16 protein-coding genes are annotated in these 16,115 nt (G+C 71.8%); 10 read left to right on the top strand and 6 right to left on the bottom strand.

What is annotated here, in order from left to right; translation table 11 throughout:
- Positions 1-85: 85 nt before the first annotated feature.
- A complete protein-coding gene (locus ACIQMX_RS00375; protein WP_402474091.1) occupies positions 86-2,392 on the top strand; it encodes a protein kinase in 2,307 nt (768 codons plus the stop codon).
- Entirely contained in the window at positions 2,389-4,623 is a 2,235-nt protein-coding gene (locus ACIQMX_RS00370) for a protein kinase (RefSeq protein ID WP_402474089.1), read from the top strand. Before ACIQMX_RS00375 ends, ACIQMX_RS00370 begins: the two co-directional genes overlap by 4 nt.
- Positions 4,624-4,670: 47 nt before the next feature.
- Here the strand turns inward: ACIQMX_RS00370 and ACIQMX_RS00365 are convergent, their stop codons facing one another.
- On the bottom strand, positions 4,671-5,282 hold the full coding sequence (locus ACIQMX_RS00365; RefSeq protein WP_363074496.1) for a PepSY domain-containing protein: 612 nt from the start codon (positions 5,280-5,282) through the stop codon (positions 4,671-4,673).
- A 119-nt stretch (positions 5,283-5,401) separates the two neighbouring features.
- Between ACIQMX_RS00365 and ACIQMX_RS00360 the strand changes: the two genes are divergently transcribed.
- Together ACIQMX_RS00360 and ACIQMX_RS00355 are read left to right on the top strand one after the other, a co-directional pair.
- Positions 5,402-6,061, top strand: a complete 660-nt coding sequence (locus tag ACIQMX_RS00360; RefSeq protein WP_363074494.1) for a response regulator transcription factor — start codon at positions 5,402-5,404, stop codon at positions 6,059-6,061.
- Positions 6,058-7,515, top strand: a complete 1,458-nt coding sequence (locus ACIQMX_RS00355; RefSeq protein ID WP_402474085.1) for a sensor histidine kinase — start codon at positions 6,058-6,060, stop codon at positions 7,513-7,515. Before ACIQMX_RS00360 ends, ACIQMX_RS00355 begins: the two co-directional genes overlap by 4 nt.
- Positions 7,516-7,526: 11 nt before the next feature.
- On the opposite strand, the gene ACIQMX_RS00350 is transcribed toward ACIQMX_RS00355, so the two are convergent.
- The 4 genes from ACIQMX_RS00350 to ACIQMX_RS00335 form a co-directional block, all read right to left on the bottom strand.
- On the bottom strand, positions 7,527-8,003 hold the full coding sequence (locus ACIQMX_RS00350) for a MarR family winged helix-turn-helix transcriptional regulator (protein ID WP_148020767.1): 477 nt from the start codon (positions 8,001-8,003) through the stop codon (positions 7,527-7,529).
- 149 nt (positions 8,004-8,152) lie between these two features.
- The gene (locus ACIQMX_RS00345) at positions 8,153-8,914 is read right to left on the bottom strand and encodes an AIM24 family protein (protein WP_363074490.1); all 762 of its coding nucleotides are present in this window, start codon (positions 8,912-8,914) and stop codon (positions 8,153-8,155) included.
- Complete coding sequence (locus tag ACIQMX_RS00340) at positions 8,911-9,561, bottom strand: AIM24 family protein (protein WP_363074488.1); 651 nt, start codon at positions 9,559-9,561, stop codon at positions 8,911-8,913. The genes ACIQMX_RS00345 and ACIQMX_RS00340 overlap by 4 nt, the downstream gene beginning before the upstream one ends.
- Positions 9,561-10,193: an AIM24 family protein gene (locus ACIQMX_RS00335; RefSeq protein ID WP_363074623.1), complete on the bottom strand. Its 633-nt coding sequence runs from the start codon at positions 10,191-10,193 to the stop codon at positions 9,561-9,563. Before ACIQMX_RS00335 ends, ACIQMX_RS00340 begins: the two co-directional genes overlap by 1 nt.
- Before the next feature lie 246 nt (positions 10,194-10,439).
- Between ACIQMX_RS00335 and ACIQMX_RS00330 the strand changes: the two genes are divergently transcribed.
- From ACIQMX_RS00330 to ACIQMX_RS00310, 5 genes are all read left to right on the top strand, one after another.
- Positions 10,440-10,790 carry a DUF3817 domain-containing protein gene (locus tag ACIQMX_RS00330; protein WP_363074486.1) on the top strand — a complete coding sequence of 117 codons (351 nt, stop codon included), beginning with the start codon at positions 10,440-10,442 and terminating at the stop codon, positions 10,788-10,790.
- Positions 10,787-11,080, top strand: a complete 294-nt coding sequence (locus tag ACIQMX_RS00325) for an MTH1187 family thiamine-binding protein (protein ID WP_161212855.1) — start codon at positions 10,787-10,789, stop codon at positions 11,078-11,080. The genes ACIQMX_RS00330 and ACIQMX_RS00325 overlap by 4 nt, the downstream gene beginning before the upstream one ends.
- Positions 11,081-11,219: 139 nt before the next feature.
- A complete protein-coding gene (locus ACIQMX_RS00320; protein ID WP_402474080.1) occupies positions 11,220-11,729 on the top strand; it encodes a MarR family winged helix-turn-helix transcriptional regulator in 510 nt (169 codons plus the stop codon).
- 65 nt (positions 11,730-11,794) lie between these two features.
- Positions 11,795-12,130: a DUF3817 domain-containing protein gene (locus ACIQMX_RS00315; RefSeq protein ID WP_148020772.1), complete on the top strand. Its 336-nt coding sequence runs from the start codon at positions 11,795-11,797 to the stop codon at positions 12,128-12,130.
- An 82-nt stretch (positions 12,131-12,212) separates the two neighbouring features.
- The gene (locus ACIQMX_RS00310; RefSeq protein WP_363074482.1) at positions 12,213-13,913 is read left to right on the top strand and encodes a methylmalonyl-CoA mutase family protein; all 1,701 of its coding nucleotides are present in this window, start codon (positions 12,213-12,215) and stop codon (positions 13,911-13,913) included.
- Positions 13,914-13,939: 26 nt separating this feature from the next.
- Here the strand turns inward: ACIQMX_RS00310 and ACIQMX_RS00305 are convergent, their stop codons facing one another.
- Positions 13,940-14,569, bottom strand: coding sequence for a TetR/AcrR family transcriptional regulator (locus ACIQMX_RS00305; RefSeq protein WP_363074480.1), 630 nt, complete (start codon positions 14,567-14,569; stop codon positions 13,940-13,942).
- A gap of 332 nt (positions 14,570-14,901) precedes the next feature.
- Between ACIQMX_RS00305 and ACIQMX_RS00300 the strand changes: the two genes are divergently transcribed.
- The gene (locus ACIQMX_RS00300; RefSeq protein WP_402475548.1) at positions 14,902-15,864 is read left to right on the top strand and encodes a tetratricopeptide repeat protein; all 963 of its coding nucleotides are present in this window, start codon (positions 14,902-14,904) and stop codon (positions 15,862-15,864) included.
- Positions 15,865-16,115 lie beyond the last annotated feature (251 nt).

Below are 16,115 nucleotides of genomic sequence, written 5' to 3'. Positions count from 1 at the left end.
CCCTGCCGTCCGTCGGGCGTGCGTGGCAGGATGCCCACCGGACGTGATGCCGGACGTCCTGTGCTGCGCACACCGGGGGACATGCATGCTGGGACCGTTACGCGAGGACTCGCCCGCGCACATCGGGCCGTACACCGTGCTCGCCAGGCTCGGCGCCGGCGGCATGGGCGAGGTGTACCTCGGACTGCGCGAAGACGGCGGAGCCGGGACGGAGCCCGTCGCCGTCAAGACCGTACGCCGTGAGATGGCCCGGGACCCCGGCTTCCGGCAGCGCTTCCGCCGTGAGACGGAGCTCGCCCGCTCGACGCGAGGCCCCCATCTCGCCCCGCTCCTCGACTGCGACGCGGAGGCGGAGGTTCCGTGGCTGGCCACCGCCTATGTCGCGGGGCCGACCCTGTCGTCCGCCGTCCGCCGTTCGGGCGCGCTGGGCGAGGAGGAGGTGCGCATGCTGGGCGCGGGGCTCGCCCGCGCCCTGGAGGCCGTCCACGCCTCCGGAGTCGTGCACCGTGACGTGAAGCCGGGCAATGTGATGCTCGCCGCCGACGGGCCGCGCCTCATCGACTTCGGGATCGCCCGGGACATGGGTGCCTCCGCGCTCACGACCACCAGCCGCATGGTCGGCAGCCCCGCCTTCATGTCTCCCGAGCACGTGGCGGGCAGCGGCCGGGTGGTGACCGCGTCCGATGTCTTCTGCCTGGCGTCGGTCCTCTGTTTCGCCGCCACCGGCCGTGACCCGTTCGGCGACGGTCCGGTGGCCGCGGTGCTGTACCGCGTGAAGTACGTCGAGGCGGACCTCGACGGCGTACCCGAGGCCCTGCGCGCGGTGCTCCAGGACTGCCTGGTGGCCGACCCCGCCGCCCGCCCCACCCCTGCGAGCCTCGCCGCGCGCCTCGCCCCGGAGGGTTCCGTGCGATGGCCGGGCCCGGTCGCTGCCCACATCGGCGAGTACGAGCGGGAGCTGGCCTCCGTACGGGCGCTGGGAGGACCGCTGCTGCCGGGATACACCCCGACCGAGGCGGCGACGGGCAGCCGGACACCGGCGGACCGGTTGCCCACCCAGGGGCCCGGGCTCCCGCCGCCCGCCGCCGCTCCCGCCCGCCGCCGCCCTCTCTTCGTCGCGGCGCTGGCCGCCGTCGTTCTGGCGGGGGCGGCCACGGGTGGACTGCTGGCGCTGCGGGACGGCGGCGGCGGTGGCGGTGGGGGAGGGGGCGGCAGCAGCCCCACGCCCTCCGGTCCCGCCGGCTGGAAGGCGTGGCACGCGAACTTCGCCGGCATCCCGCTCGGCTGTGCGGCCGGCCAGGACGCGGTGGTCTGCCGTATGGACGACGGATCGTACGAGGCGCTCTCCGCGTCCGACGGCAAGAGCCTCTGGACGTATGCGGCCGTCGAGGAGCAGGGCGCCGGTGGCGCCCGGATCAGCCCCACCGGGCAGTTCTTCATGCCGGGAGGCGCCACCCGCCCCGTGGTGGACGCGGGCTCGGCGTACTTCGCCACCGGCAACCGCCTGCTCGCGGTCGACGCGAAGACCGGCACGTCCCGCTGGGAGGCCCGGACCGGCGGAGCCCACATGGCGGGGAGCTCACCGCGGGTGGCGGACGGGATGGTCTTCGCGGACATCGGCGACCTGCCCGACGGATCCGAGATCGCGGCCTTCGACGTGCGGGACGGGACGGAGAAATGGCGGAAACCGCTCGTCGGGCAGGACCTGGCCCAGGCCGAGCGCGTCGACTTCTGGCCGCTGGGAGCCCAGGACGGGGTGCTGTACGTCAGGAACGAGAAGGGTCTGCAGGCGTTCGGCACCAAGGACGGTGCGAAGCGGGACGTCGGCTGCCCCGACGAGACGCCGTCCGACTTCGCCGTCCACTGCCCGGAGACCCAGGACGGCACCGGTGAGGAGGACCCGCCCGCTGTGGTTGGCGCGTACGCGGCGGTGGTGGCGGAGACCGACCGGGTGACGGTCTACCGGACGGGCGCCTCGGAGCACGCGGGCGAGGACGCGGCAGCGGACACCGAGGAACCGGAGATCGTCCTGGTCGGGCGGGCCGACGGGAAGGTCCTGGGCCGCTACGGCCTGGGCAAGGACGCGGAGGCACGCAAGAAGAACCCGCCCTCCGCCCCGGCACTCGTCGACGGCACGCTCCTCTGGGCGGACACCGACGCGCTCCACAGCGTCGCGCTCGGCGACGGGGGCAGCCCGGGGCCCCTGAGGCGGACCCCCATCGAGGACGTACCGGTCCCCGAGATCGAGGACCCGTACGACCCTTCCTACGGCATCGCGCTGGGCAAGGAGAACACGCCCCCCGAGATCTTCCCCGCGGGCCGGGCCGTGCACATCGTCTACCGCCACGGCATCGCCGTCTCCGTCGCGATGCCCGGCCCGGACGCGTCGTGATCGGGCCCCTGCCTCCCGGGAGCCGCACCCGCGTCGGTCCCTACCGACTCCTCGGACTGCTCGGCGCGGGCGGCATGGGCGAGGTGTACCTGGCGCGCGAGGACGGCACCACGCCGGTCCCCGGCGCACCGCTGGCCGGGCTGGTCGCGCTCAAGACCGTGCTCCCCGGACTCGACCTCGACGACGGGTTCCGGATCCGCTTCCGCCGCGAGATCGCGGCGGCCGGTGCCGTGCGCAGCCCTCACTCGGCGGCCCTCGTCGCGGGGGACGCCACCGGTGCGACGCCGTGGCTGGCCACGGAGTACGTCCCGGGCCCGTCGCTCGCCGAGGCGGTCAGGCGCTCGGGCCCGCTGCCCGAGGCCGTGGTCCGGGCCGCCGGTTCGCGCCTGGCCCTGGCACTCGCCGACATGCACGCCGTGCGGGTGCTGCACCGGGACCTCAAGCCGGGCAACGTCCTGCTGGGTGCCGAGGGGCCCAAGGTGATCGACTTCGGGATCGCGCAGGCCTTCGAGGCCACCCAGCTCACCCGGACCGGGGTGGTGGTCGGCAGCCCCGGCTACATCTCGCCCGAACACGTCAACGGCTCCCGCGCGCTGGTACCGGCCTCGGACGTGTTCTGCCTCGGAGCGGTGCTGGCCTTCGCCGCGTGCGGACGCGGTCCCTTCGACGACCCGGACATGGCCGCGGTCATCTTCCGGATCGCACACGGTGAGCCCGAACTCGGCCGCGTACCGGCCGGGTTGCGGATGGTGGTCGAGCGCTGCCTCGCCACCCGGCCCGAGGACCGGCCCACCCCGCACGAACTCGCGGCCCTGCTCCTCCCGGGAGGTGTGCCCGGCCGCTTTCCGTGGCACGACCCGCTCCGGGAGCAGTTCGCCGCCCACACCGAACAGGCCCTGCGCTGCGCGGCGTCGGTCCGGGCGACCCCGCCGATGCCGTCCGCACCGCCGCAGGGCCCACCCGCGCCACCCGCGCCCACCCGGCAGCGGGGGCCACTGGTGGCCCTGGCCGCGATCGCCGTGGTCTGCGCCGTTCTGGGCGCCGTGTACCTGCCCGGCCTGATCGACGGCGACGACGACGCTCCGGCCGCCGGACGGCCCGGTGCGTCGGCCCCGGCGTCCGCGCCGGCGTCCTCCTCCGGGCCCACGGTCGTGCCCGGGGCGGACGCCGGCCGCACCGACGACTTCGGGTCCCGTGACGGGAAGCTCGCCGCGCGTCCGGCCGGCTGGAAGCCCTGGTCGTCCGGGGAAGGCATGGGGGAGTACGGCTGTGCGCTGTCGGCCGGGACCCTCGTCTGCTCCGGTGAGCGCGGTGTCACCGCCTTGGACGCCGCGACCGGCCGTCAGCGCTGGAACCTCCCGGCCGAGCGGGGGGCCGACGCCACTACCGCCGGCCGGGCCGTCGCCGCGGTGGAGGACGGCACGGTCTACGCCTTCGTGGGGGACGAGCTGGTCGGGCTGCGCCTCACCGACGGCAAGCGGGTGTGGCGGCGGCCCCTGCCGGACGGCCGCCTGGGGAAGGGGGCCGTGTACGCGAACGGGGTCGTCTACTACGTCGCCCAGGCGAAGGGCGGATCGGCCGGCACCCTGGTGGCCCAGCAGGTCACCGGGGAGAAGAAGGCCCAGAAGTGGGCGGTGGACTACGACGAGCTCGACTTCACGCTTCTTGCCGGTGACGACCGGGTGGTGGCCGTGGGCGGCGACGTCCGGGTCTTCGACGCCGCGACCGGTGAGCGCCTGCCGGGCGGCGGCGAGCAGAAGGCGGGGTGCGGTCATCCCGTACTCAAGGACGGCGAGCTGGTGTGTGTCGCCGGGGACAGCCTCACGGTGACGGACCTGTCCGGCGCCGCCCGCCCTCGCGTCCTGGCCAAGGGCATGGAGGGGGCGATGAAGCCGGCCGTGACGGCGGACGGAACGGTGGTGGTCTCGACGCCCGGCCGGGTGCGGGCCTTCCGGCTGAGCGACGGTGAGGAGCGGTGGCACTACGTCGACACGCTGCTCGACGAGGCGGTCGGGGACGTCTCGATCGTGGGCTCCAGCGCATTCGTCCACGCGGACGTCACGGTGGACTCCTACGCACTGGACGCCGAGGGTGAGAACCCTCCCGGCCCGAGCAAGGTCTTCTCGCTGCTGCCCGTTCGCGGGACCATGCCCGCCCTGATCGCGGTGGACGAGGCCCTGTTCCTCTCCTCGCCGGACGACGGCACGGTCCTCTCCGGGTTCGCGCCCTGAGGCGGTGCCGGACAGGACCGTGGTGACGGCCGCTCCGAGGGGACGGATCAGTCGTCGTCGCTGTGGTCGTCGTCCCGGTCCACGGTGACCCTGCCGTTCGAAGCGTCCACGCGCAGCTCGTGCTCCTTGCCGTCCTTGCCCGTGACGTCGACGTCCCAGCGCGGCGCCCCGCGCCCGGCGCCGTCATCGTCGTCGTCCAGGTCCACCGACGTCACCGTGCCGGACTGCTGGGCGAGCGCCGCCTTCACGGCCGCGTCCAGGGAGACGTCCGCCGAACGGGGCGCGTGCCGGTCGCGGTCGCCGTGGTCGTCGTCCTCGCGGTCGGACAGCACCGTGCCCCTCGAAGCGTCCACGGTCACGTCGTGCCAGACCTTGTCCGAGCCGTACACGTCGAGCTCCCAGACCGTACGGGAGTTGTCGTCGTCGTCCAGCTCGGCCTCGGTGACCGTGCCGGGGACGGCCTTCAGCGCGGCGCCGACGGCCTTGTCGACGCCGATCCGTCCTGTCCCCCCGGGGTTGCCGGAGGTCCCGGTGCCGTTCCCGGCCGTCCGGTCGTCCCTCCCCGCGCTGCCCGACTCCGCGAAGGCGGCGGTCGCGACGAGTCCGCCGCCGACGAGTACGGCCGCTGCGAGGGTGGCCGCGGCGATGTTGCGCTTCATGGTGTGTTCCTCCCCGATGGGATGTGCGGTGCGACGGGAACCACACTGGCCCGGCGAAGCTGAACCCAGCCTGAAGCCACCTGAAGCCTTCTTCAGCTTCCGTTTGCGACGCTGTGCACATGCGCCTGTTGATCGTGGAGGACGAGAAGCGGCTGGCGATCTCCCTGGCCCGGGGGCTCACCGCCGAAGGGTTCGCCGTGGACGTGGTCCACGACGGACGCGAAGGCCTGCACCGGGCCGGTGAAGGCGCCTACGACCTCGTCGTCCTCGACATCATGCTGCCGGGGATGAACGGCTACCGGGTCTGCGCCGCCCTGCGCGCCGCGGGCCACGAGGTGCCCATCCTCATGCTGACCGCGAAGGACGGGGAGTACGACGAGGCGGAGGGGCTCGACACCGGGGCCGACGACTACCTGACCAAGCCGTTCAGCTACGTGGTGCTGGTCGCCCGGGTCCGCGCGCTGCTGCGCCGCCGGGCGGGGGCCGGCTCCTCGGTGGTCACGGTCGGCTCCCTGCGCATGGACACCGCGGCCCGCCGGGTCCACCGCGGCGAGGAGGAGATCGCCCTCACCGCGAAGGAGTTCGCCGTGCTGGAACAGCTCGTGCTGCGGGCCGGGCAGGTGGTGAGCAAGGCGGAGATCCTGGAACACGTCTGGGACTTTGCCTACGACGGCGACCCGAACATCGTCGAGGTGTACGTCAGCACCCTGCGCCGCAAGCTCGGCACGGCGTCCATCCGCACCATGCGCGGCGCCGGCTACCGGCTGGAGGCGCTGTGAGGTCCGTACGGGCCAGGGCGGCGCTCGGCGCCACCGTGGTGGTCGCGCTCGCCCTGGCCCTCGCCGGGCTCGCCGTCCTCCTGGTCCTGCGCGCCAACCTCACGGACCAGGCCGGGCTCCAGGCCGAGGTCGCGGCCCGGGAGGTCGCGGGGCAGCTGGCCCTGGGCGTGCCGTACGACCGGCTGGAGACGGGCGACGAGGAGGACCACCCCGTCCAGGTGACCGACGAGGACGGCCGGGTGGTGGCCGTCTCCAAGGACCTGGAGGCGATCTCCGGCACCGGTACGGACCGGGTCACCCCCGCGCCCGCGCCGCCCCCCACGCCCACCCCCTCACCGACCGCCGAGGACGGCGACGACGACGATGACGACGACGGGACGGACAGCCCCGACCCCGCCCGCCGGGAGGTCTCCACCGACGACCCGGACTTCGCCAACGGCACCGCCACGGTCGACGGCGACCGCGCCGACTACCGCTTCGCCTCCGTCGAGGCCACGAACGCGGCGGGGCTGACCCTGACCGTCCACGCGGGCGCCCCGCTCGCCGCCGAGCAGCGGGCCGTCGGCAGTGTGCGCGGCGCGATGCTGACGGGACTGCCCGTCGTGCTCCTCGTCGTCGCCGGCGTGACCTGGCTGGTGACACGGCGGGCGCTGCGCCCGGTCGAGGGCATCCGGCGGGAGATGGCCGCGATCACCGCGTCCGAGGATCTGAGCAGGCGGGTGCCGGAGCCCGCCTCGCGGGACGAGATCGCCCGCCTGGCCCGGACCACGAACGAGACGCTCACCGCGCTGGAGGCCTCCGTCGAGCGGCAGCGCCGCTTCGTCGCCGACGCCTCGCACGAACTGCGCAGCCCGATCGCATCGCTCCGCACCCAGCTGGAGGTGGGCGCCGCGCACCCGGAACTGCTGGACGTGACGGGCGCGGTCGCCGACACCGTACGGCTCCAGGCGCTGGCCGCCGATCTGCTGCTGCTGGCCCGGCTGGACGCGGGGGAGCGGCCGGGCACGGCCCTGCTGGACCTCGGCGCGCTGGTGCGTGAGGAGGTCTCGCAGCGCACCGGTGACCGGATCCCGGTGACGGTGTCCGTTGCGGAGGGGACCGGGGGCCTGGAGGTGACCGGCTCACGCGGGCAGGTGGCCCGGGTGGTCGGCAATCTGCTGGACAACGCCGAGCGGCACGCACGCGGTGCGGTGGGGATCGCCGTGCGCGCGGAGGACGGCGGCGTCGTCGTCGAGGTCACAGACGACGGGGACGGGGTTCCCGAGGCGGAGCGCGAGCGGATCTTCGAACGCTTCGTACGCCTCGACGACGCCCGCACCCGGGACGAGGGCGGGGCGGGACTGGGCCTCGCCCTCGCCCGCGACGTGGCCGCGCGGCACGGGGGCCGGCTGACCGTGACGGGTACGGGGGAGCGGGGCGCCCGGTTCGTGCTGTGGCTGCCGGACGCCCGCTGAACCCCGGTGGGTCAGAGCTTGCCGCGCCGCCCGCGCAGGTGGTCGGCGACCGGGGTCAGGGCCGCGTGCAGCTGCTCCAGGGCCTCGGGCGTCAGCAGGTCCATGAAGTGCTTGCGGACCGACGCCACGTGGTGCGGCGCGACCTTGCGCATCGTCTCGGCGCCGGTCTCGGTGAGGACCGCGTACAGTCCCCGGCGGTCGGACTCGCAGTTCTCCCGGCGGACCAGGCCCGCGCTCTCCATGCGGGTGATCTGGTGGGAGAGTCTGCTCTTGGACTGCAGCGTGGCACCGGCCAGGTCGCTCATCCGCATGCGCTGGTCGTCCGACTCCGAGAGGTTGACGAGGATCTCGTAGTCGTTCATGGTCAGGCCGAACGGTTGGAGGTCCTTCTCCAGTTGGTGCGTCAGCAGTCTGCCGACGTCCAGGTGGGTGCGCCAGGCGCACTGCTCCGCGTCGCTCAGCCAGCGGGTGGCCGTCTCGGTCTCCATGTATGGATTCTACCTAAGAAGTTGAAAGCCGGACGAACTGGGGTGGTGTGACGCCGGGCACGCACCCTCGGGCCGGTGCCGCGACGGGGCAGAGCTTGCCCCGGGGCACCAGGCGCAGCCGTTCGATGTCACATTCCGCAGACTACCGCTCACAAACCGAAGTGATGTTGGAAGTCCCCGCGCTGACCGGGCCTGCGGGGGGCGGATCCAGGTTGACCCCCGCCCGGAACCCCCGCCTGGTGAGGCACGGCCCCCGTCGGCTGTTCGGCCATCAGCGTCTCGCTGGACTGGAGCAGAACCGTACCGGCGCCCACGAACTCGAACTGGTGCTCCTCGCCCGAGGTGCCCCCGATTCCGGTGAACGCCCGCAGCCCGCCGAGCACGCCCGTCATGTAGCCGTGGTCGTAGTGGTGGCACGGCGAGGGACAGTCCGCCCAGCCGACCAGTGCCTGTGGATCGACCCGCAGGGGCGGCTCCATGAAGACCACCGGACCGTTGGACGCGGCGACGAACTTCCCCGTACCGATCAGCGTCAGGAACCCCGGCACGATCGACTGCTTCAGCGCCAGCGTCGGCTGGTAGGCGAGAAGGTTGCCGGACCGGATCGTCAGGTTCCCGTCGTCCAGGTCGTACGAGTTCACATCGAAGGCCCGGTCCGCGAGCAGCATCTTGCCGCTGCCCTCGGCCACCACCCAGTCCGCCGCGTGCAGCGGCGAGTGGAAGCTCGTACGGATCAGGCCCTGGAAGCGGCCGTGCCCGATGCCGTTGAACTCGATCCGCCCGTAGTAGGCGATCATCTTGCCCTTCTGCAGGAACCACTGGCTCCCCTTGAGCTCCACGCAGAAGGTGTACGCGTTGACGTTGTCGTCCGACGGCAGGGTCATCGGGTCGAACACCACGGGCCCGTTCACAGCTTCTCCTCCGACGCCTGGACGTACACCGCACCACTGCCGCTCAGCTCCAGCTGGAACCCCTCGCCGGAACCGCGCCCCACCATCTCGCGCCAGCCCAGTGCGGTGGAGAGCTTGTTGGTCACGTCGCCGTGGTGGGCGACGTACGCCTGGGGGTCCACATGGACCTCGCGGCCCGGCGCGATCGGCAGCTCGATGACCCCGCCGTGCGCCATGACCGCCACCGCGCCGTGTCCCTTGAGCGTCGTGGTGAACAGGCCCTGCCCGCTCACCTGGCCGCGCACCATGCCCATCACGCCGCCCTGCGAGCCCATGAACATCGTGCCCTGCTGGAGCGTCCCGTCGAAGGCCAGCAGCCGGTCGGCCTCCACGTAGAGGGTGTCGCCGGTCAGGTTGATCACCTGGATGTGGTGACCGCCGTGGCCGAACATCACCGTGCCGTTTCCCTCGACGGTCATCAGCGGGGTCGCCTCGTTCGCCATCCGGCGGCCGATCATCGACATCACACCGCCCTGGCCGCCCTGGATGTTCGGCGTGAACGACACCTCGCCGCGGTAGGCCAGCATCGCTCCGCGCTGGCTGAACATCTTCTGGCCGGGGATCACCGTCGCCTCGACCATCTTCGAGTTGATCTCGCGGAACGGCATCAGACGTCGCCCCCGATCGTGTTCCGCTCGCTGGGCTGGACGTACACGAGACCCTCGCCCTCGAACCGGATCTGGAAGGACTCGCCCGACCCCTCGCCGATCAGCGTCCGGAAGTTCACCCCGGACTGGAAGTGCTGCTGGAGGTTGCCCTGGTGGGCGATGTAGGCGCCCGGGTCGACGAAGAGCGGGTACTGCGCGGAGACCCGCAGGGCCACGGCCGAGCCGTCCGACATGATCGCCGCCTGCCCGGTTCCCTCGACGGTGGTGGTGAACAGGCCGTTGCCCGACGCGCTGCCGCGCATCCCGGTGAAGACGGTGCCGGTGCGCAGACCGGGGTCCGTGCAGAGCAGATTGCTCGCTTCGACGTACAGCTTGTCGCCGTGCAGCGAGACGAGACTGATCTCGCTCGCGCGGTCGGCGAAGTAGCAGGTGCCCTGCCCGGTCACCTCCATCACGGCCATCTGCTCGCCGGTCAGCCGGCGGGTCACCATGCCGCGCAGGCCCTCACCCCCGCCGGTCATCTTCTTGAACGTCATCCGGCCGTCGTACGCGACCATCGAGCCGTTCTTCGCCTTGACTGAGTCGCCGGCCAGGTCGACGGCGAGCGTCTTGCTGCCTTGGAGTCGGAACATCGCCACCCGGCGAAGGTAGCGGCAGGAGCCGCCGCCGGAACAGGGCCCGTCACCCGATCCGGCCCCCCGGACCGTCCCTGATACGCATCCGGTACCGGACCCGGACGCAATCGGGACGTATCCCGTACGGAGCGGACGGATACCGGACCGCCCCGCTGCCCGGCGCCGAGGGCGGCGATGCCACAATGGGTGCCGCTTGTGCCTGCGTTCACAAGCTGTCACCGTCCTCCCACCGAAGGTGCCCCCGTGGACATCAAGACCGCTACCGCCCTGCACCGGCTGCGCCTCATCTCGATTCCCGAGGCGCTCTCCTTCCCGGCGCTGATCCTCTTCGGCTCGGTGCTGAGCCGGGTCTCCGACATCGACTTCCTGATGATGCCGCTCGGCATGCTGCACGGCGCGCTGTTCGTGATCTACACCGTGCTCCTGCTGGACGTCTGGTCGAAGACCAAGTGGCCGTTCAAGCGCGTCGCGTTCTTCTTCCTGCTCTGCGTCCTGCCCTTCGGCGGCCTGTACGGCGACAAGGTGCTGAAGCGCTACGAGGCCGACGGCGTCATCGCCGCCCGGGCCCGCCGCGAAGGCACGGTCAGCGCATGATCGTCGCCTTCTCGGTCAGCCCGCTGGGTGTCGGCGAGGACGTCGGCGAGTACGTCGCCGACGCGGTCCGGGTGGTCCGCGAGTCGGGGCTGCCCAACCGCACGGACGCCATGTTCACCTCCATCGAAGGCGAGTGGGACGAGGTCATGGACGTCGTCAAGCGCGCCGTCGCGGCCGTCGAGGCACGCGCCGGACGGGTCTCGCTCGTGCTCAAGGCCGACATCCGCCCGGGTGTCACCGACGGCCTGACCTCCAAGGTCGAGACGGTGGAGCGGTACCTGGCGGAGTGACGCCGCGTCCGCCCGTACGTACGGAGCCCCCCGCCGCACACGCGGCCGGGGGCTTCGCGCATCCCCACCCCATTCGGGATTCGGACCGAAGTTCGAGACAGGGAGCAGCGGAAAGTTCCTCATGGGTAAGGTCGTGGCCGTGCCGAAGCCCCTCAGTCTCCCCTTCGATCCCATCGCCCGCGCCGACGAGCTCTGGCAGCAGCGCTGGGGCCCGGTGCCCTCCATGGGGGCGATCACCTCGATCATGCGGGCGCAGCAGATCCTGCTCGCCGAGGTCGACGCGGTCGTCAAACCGTACGGACTGACCTTCGCGCGGTACGAGGCGCTGGTGCTGCTCACCTTCTCCAAGGCCGGCGAACTGCCGATGTCCAAGATCGGCGAGCGGCTCATGGTCCACCCGACCTCGGTCACGAACACCGTGGACCGGCTGGTGCGCTCCGGTCTCGTCGACAAGCGCCCCAACCCCAACGACGGCCGCGGGACGCTCGCCTCCATCACCGACAAGGGCCGCGAGGTCGTCGAGTCCGCGACCCGGGACCTGGTCGCGATGGAGTTCGGACTCGGTGTATACGACGCCGAGGAGTGCGCGGAGATCTTCGCGCTGCTGCGTCCGCTGCGCGTCGCCGCGCAGGACTTCGAGGAGATCTGAGAGACGGCGTTCCGGCCCCGGGCCCGCTGCAAGATCGCCCCGGGCGGCCGGTTACGCTCGATGGCATGAAACGCAGTGTGCTGACCCGCTATCGGGTGATGGCTTACGTCACCGCCGTCATGTTGCTGATCCTCTGCGTCTGCATGATCTTCAAATACGGCTTCGACAAGGGCGAGGGCCTGACCCTCGTCGTCTCCCAGATCCACGGCGTGCTGTACATCATCTACCTGATCTTCGCCTTCGACCTGGGCTCCAAGGCGAAGTGGCCGATGGGCAAGCTGGCCTGGGTGCTGCTCTCCGGCACGATCCCGACGGCCGCGTTCTTCGTCGAGCGCAAGGTCGTCCGCGAGGTCGAGCCGCTGCTCGCGGACGCGGCCCCCGCGGCCCCCGCGAACGCCTGACCGTCCCACCCGAACCGCCCCGTGCCGAGCACCGGGCGGTTTGTCATCGACATTTACTAGGACGTCCTAGTAAATTGGTGGCATGGACGCAGACGCGATCGAGGAAGGCCGCCAGCGCTGGCAGGCCCGTTACGACAAGGCCCGCAAGCGTGACGCGGACTTCACCACGCTCTCCGGGGACCCGGTCGAGCCCGTGTACGGCCCCCGCCCCGGGGACGCGTACGAGGGCTTCGAGCGGATCGGCTGGCCCGGCGAGTACCCCTTCACCCGGGGGCTGCACCCGACCGGGTACCGCGGCCGCACCTGGACCATCCGCCAGTTCGCCGGCTTCGGCAACGCCGAGCAGACCAACGAGCGCTACAAGATGATCCTCGCCGCGGGCGGTGGCGGCCTGAGCGTCGCCTTCGACATGCCGACGCTGATGGGCCGGGACTCCGACGACCCCCGCGCGCTCGGCGAGGTCGGCCACTGCGGCGTGGCCATCGACTCCGCCGCCGACATGGAGGTCCTCTTCAAGGACATCCCGCTCGGCGACGTCACGACGTCGATGACGATCAGCGGCCCCGCCGTGCCCGTCTTCTGCATGTACCTGGTCGCCGCCGAGCGCCAGGGCATCGACCCGGCCGTGCTCAACGGCACGCTCCAGACGGACATCTTCAAGGAGTACATCGCGCAGAAGGAGTGGCTCTTCCAGCCCGAGCCCCACCTGCGCCTCATCGGCGACCTGATGGAGCACTGCGCCCGCGACATCCCCGCCTACAAGCCGCTCTCCGTCTCCGGCTACCACATCCGCGAGGCCGGGGCCACGGCCGCGCAGGAGCTCGCCTACACCCTCGCCGACGGCTTCGGCTACGTGGAGCTCGGCCTGTCCCGCGGCCTCGACGTCGACACCTTCGCCCCCGGCCTCTCCTTCTTCTTCGACGCGCACCTCGACTTCTTCGAGGAGATCGCCAAGTTCCGCGCGGCCCGCCGCATCTGGGCCCGCTGGATGAAGGAGACGTACGGCGCGAAGACCGACAAGGCGCAGTGGCTCCGCTTCCACACGCAGACCGCCGGTGTCTCGCTGACCGCCCAGCAGCCGTACAACAACGTCGTACGCACCGCGGTCGAGGCCCTGTCCGCCGTCCTCGGCGGTACCAACTCCCTGCACACCAACGCCCTCGACGAGACCCTCGCGCTTCCCTCCGCGCAGGCCGCCGAGATCGCGCTGCGCACCCAGCAGGTGCTGATGGAGGAGACCGGCGTCGCCAACGTGGCCGACCCGCTGGGCGGTTCCTGGTACGTGGAACAGCTCACCGACCGGATCGAGGCGGAAGCCGAGAAGATCTTCGACCAGATCCGGGAGCGCGGCACCCGCGCCCACCCCGACGGGCAGCACCCGATCGGCCCGATGACCTCCGGCATCCTGCGCGGCATCGAGGACGGCTGGTTCACCGGCGAGATCGCCGAGTCCGCCTTCCAGTACCAGCAGGCGCTGGAGAAGGGCGAGAAGCGCGTCGTCGGCGTCAATGTCGCCCACGGCTCGGTCACCGGCGACCTGGAGATCCTCCGGGTCAGCCACGAGGTCGAGCGCGAGCAGGTCCGCGAGCTCGCCGGCCGCAAGGAGGGCCGCGACGACGCCCGGGTGACCGCGGCGCTGGACGCGATGCTGGCCGCCGCCCGCGACGGCTCCAACATGATCGCGCCGATGCTCGACGCCGTACGCGCGGAAGCCACCCTCGGCGAGATCTGCGGGGTGCTGCGCGACGAGTGGGGCACGTACACGGAGCCGCCGGGCTTCTGACGGCCTGCGGGTCCCGGCCCGGCCGGTTACCCCGCCGCGGCCGCGCCCAGCCCCGCGAGCAGCAGCAGTGTGAAGCGCCGGGCCCAGTCCTCGTCGACGGGCTCGGCGCTCACCAGTGCCCGGTGGACCACCGCACCGGCGATCACGTCGAAGATCAGGTCGGCGGTCAGCGCCGCCGTGGCCTCGTCCTGTTCGGCGGGCAGTTCGCCGCGCTCCTGCGCCCGTTGCCGGCCCTGGAGGACGAGGTGCTTCTGCCGGTTCACGATCGAGTCGCGGATCCGGGTCCGCAGCGCCTCGTCGCGCGTCGACTCCGCGACCACCGCCATCAGCGCGGTCTGGGTCTCCGGCCGCTCCAGCAGCGCGGCGAACTGCAGCACCACCGCCTGCACATCGGCGGACAGGCTGCCCAGGTCCGGCAGTTCCAGCTCGTCGAAGAGCACCGCGACGGCGTCCACGACCAGTTCGTTCTTGCCCGCCCAGCGCCGGTACAGGGTCGTCTTGGCGACCCCCGCGCGCGTCGCCACATCGCCCATCGTCAGCTTCGACCAGCCGAGGTCGACCAGCGAGGCTCTGGTGGCTTCGAGGATCGCCTCGTCGGCCGCGGCACTGCGCGGACGTCCCGTTCGTGAGGGTTTGGGGTGGCTGTGGCTCAGCATCCCGCGACCATACCCGTCGGTAGCTAGTTCCGGCCGACCCCGTCAGCCGTGAGACAGATCACCGAACACTCTTGTGCTTCGAGGGTGGAGGCCAGTTACGCTACGGGTCGTAGCGTAAGAACGTCGGTCCTGCCGTCGTGGCGCTGCGAACGAGCTACAGCCACAGGCGCCGGGTGGGGACCGGGTGCCGAACCGGGCCTTTCAGGGGCCCTCGGACCGTGTCTGTCCGTGCACCTCGCACACCGGCGGGGGCAGCGGGCGGACCCGGTTCCCGTATCGCTTTCCGGAACGGTGTGCCGAGGGGGGAGGATGTACGTATGCAGCCTAGGAACATGTCCATGAGCGGCGTCGTCGACCTCGCCGCGGTGAAGGCGGCCGGTGAGGCCAAGGTGAAGGCGGAGCAGGCCCGCGCCGAGTCCGCCCGGCAGGGCGGGCCCGCGGCCGTGCCCCCGTCCTCCCTCGTGATCGACGTCGATGAGGCGGGCTTCGAGCGCGACGTCCTCCAGCGCTCCGCCGAAGTCCCGGTCGTCATCGACTTCTGGGCCGAGTGGTGCGAGCCGTGCAAGCAGCTGGGCCCGCTCCTGGAGCGCCTGGCCCTCGAGTACAACGGCCGGTTCCTCCTGGCCAAGGTCGACGTCGACGCCAACCAGATGCTGATGCAGCAGTTCGGGATCCAGGGCATCCCGGCCGTCTTCGCCGTCGTCGCCGGACAGGCGCTGCCCCTCTTCCAGGGCGCGGCCCCCGAATCCCAGATCCGCGAGACGCTCGACCAGCTGATCCAGGTCGGCGAGGAGCGGTTCGGCCTCACCGGGATCGTGGTCGACCGGGACGCGGCGGGCCCGGAGGCGGGCGCCGAGGCCCCCGAGGTGCCGGCGGGACCGTACGACGCGCTCCTTGAGGCGGCCGCGCAGGCGCTGGACGCCAATGACTTCGCCGGCGCCGTCCAGGCGTACAGGAACGTCCTGTCCGACGACCCGGCCAACAGTGAGGCCAAGTTGGGCCTCGCGCAGGCGGAACTCCTCGGCCGGGTCCAGACGATGGACCCGCAGCAGGTCCGCAAGGACGCCGCCGAGAACCCGGCGGACGCGGACGCGCAGATCGCCGCGGCCGACCTGGATCTGGTCGGCGGTCATGTCGAGGACGCGTTCGGGCGCCTGGTCGAGACGGTCCGCCGCAATTTCGGCGAAGACCGGGACCGGGTACGGCTCCGCCTCCTGGAGCTCTTGGAGGTGATCGGCCCCGACGATCCGCGCGTCGGCGCGGCGCGCACCGCGCTCGCGCGCGTCTTGTTCTGATCTGACAACACGGCCGTGGCTCCCAGTGGGGGGTCACGGCCGTTTTCGCGTTCAGGCGATAAGGAAGCCCTCCGCTTTACCAAATCTTGATAAAAGGACGCCCTGTTACTCGCAGTAAATCGATCTTTGCGGTCTGTCCTGCTTCGTTCACCAATGGCTGCTTTCGTCGGCCGGGTCGGAGCAACCCTGTGTGGCCGCTCGGTGCCGCCCGGTCGTGGGTCGGTTATCGGGCCGTTACTAGTGAGTAACGA

The organism is Streptomyces sp. NPDC091416 (assembly GCF_044756845.1).
In the GTDB taxonomy this organism is placed as follows: domain Bacteria; phylum Actinomycetota; class Actinomycetes; order Streptomycetales; family Streptomycetaceae; genus Streptomyces.
Note: the sequence above shows the minus strand (reverse complement) of the source record. Positions and strands in the feature narration are given on the sequence as shown.

What these genes read in the sequence shown, in the direction of transcription:
- ACIQMX_RS00350 (WP_148020767.1), bottom strand. Translation starts at nt 8,003, where the DNA reads ATGGAGACCGAGACGGCCACCCGCTGGCTGAGCGACGCGGAGCAGTGC.
- ACIQMX_RS00305 (WP_363074480.1), bottom strand. Translation starts at nt 14,569, where the DNA reads ATGCTGAGCCACAGCCACCCCAAACCCTCACGAACGGGACGTCCGCGC.
- ACIQMX_RS00360 (WP_363074494.1), top strand. Translation starts at nt 5,402, where the DNA reads ATGCGCCTGTTGATCGTGGAGGACGAGAAGCGGCTGGCGATCTCCCTG.
- ACIQMX_RS00325 (WP_161212855.1), top strand. Translation starts at nt 10,787, where the DNA reads ATGATCGTCGCCTTCTCGGTCAGCCCGCTGGGTGTCGGCGAGGACGTC.
- ACIQMX_RS00300 (WP_402475548.1), top strand. Translation starts at nt 14,902, where the DNA reads ATGTCCATGAGCGGCGTCGTCGACCTCGCCGCGGTGAAGGCGGCCGGT.
- ACIQMX_RS00340 (WP_363074488.1), bottom strand. Translation starts at nt 9,561, where the DNA reads ATGCCGTTCCGCGAGATCAACTCGAAGATGGTCGAGGCGACGGTGATC.
- ACIQMX_RS00315 (WP_148020772.1), top strand. Translation starts at nt 11,795, where the DNA reads ATGAAACGCAGTGTGCTGACCCGCTATCGGGTGATGGCTTACGTCACC.
- ACIQMX_RS00365 (WP_363074496.1), bottom strand. Translation starts at nt 5,282, where the DNA reads ATGAAGCGCAACATCGCCGCGGCCACCCTCGCAGCGGCCGTACTCGTC.
- ACIQMX_RS00335 (WP_363074623.1), bottom strand. Translation starts at nt 10,193, where the DNA reads ATGTTCCGACTCCAAGGCAGCAAGACGCTCGCCGTCGACCTGGCCGGC.
- ACIQMX_RS00310 (WP_363074482.1), top strand. Translation starts at nt 12,213, where the DNA reads ATGGACGCAGACGCGATCGAGGAAGGCCGCCAGCGCTGGCAGGCCCGT.
- ACIQMX_RS00375 (WP_402474091.1), top strand. Translation starts at nt 86, where the DNA reads ATGCTGGGACCGTTACGCGAGGACTCGCCCGCGCACATCGGGCCGTAC.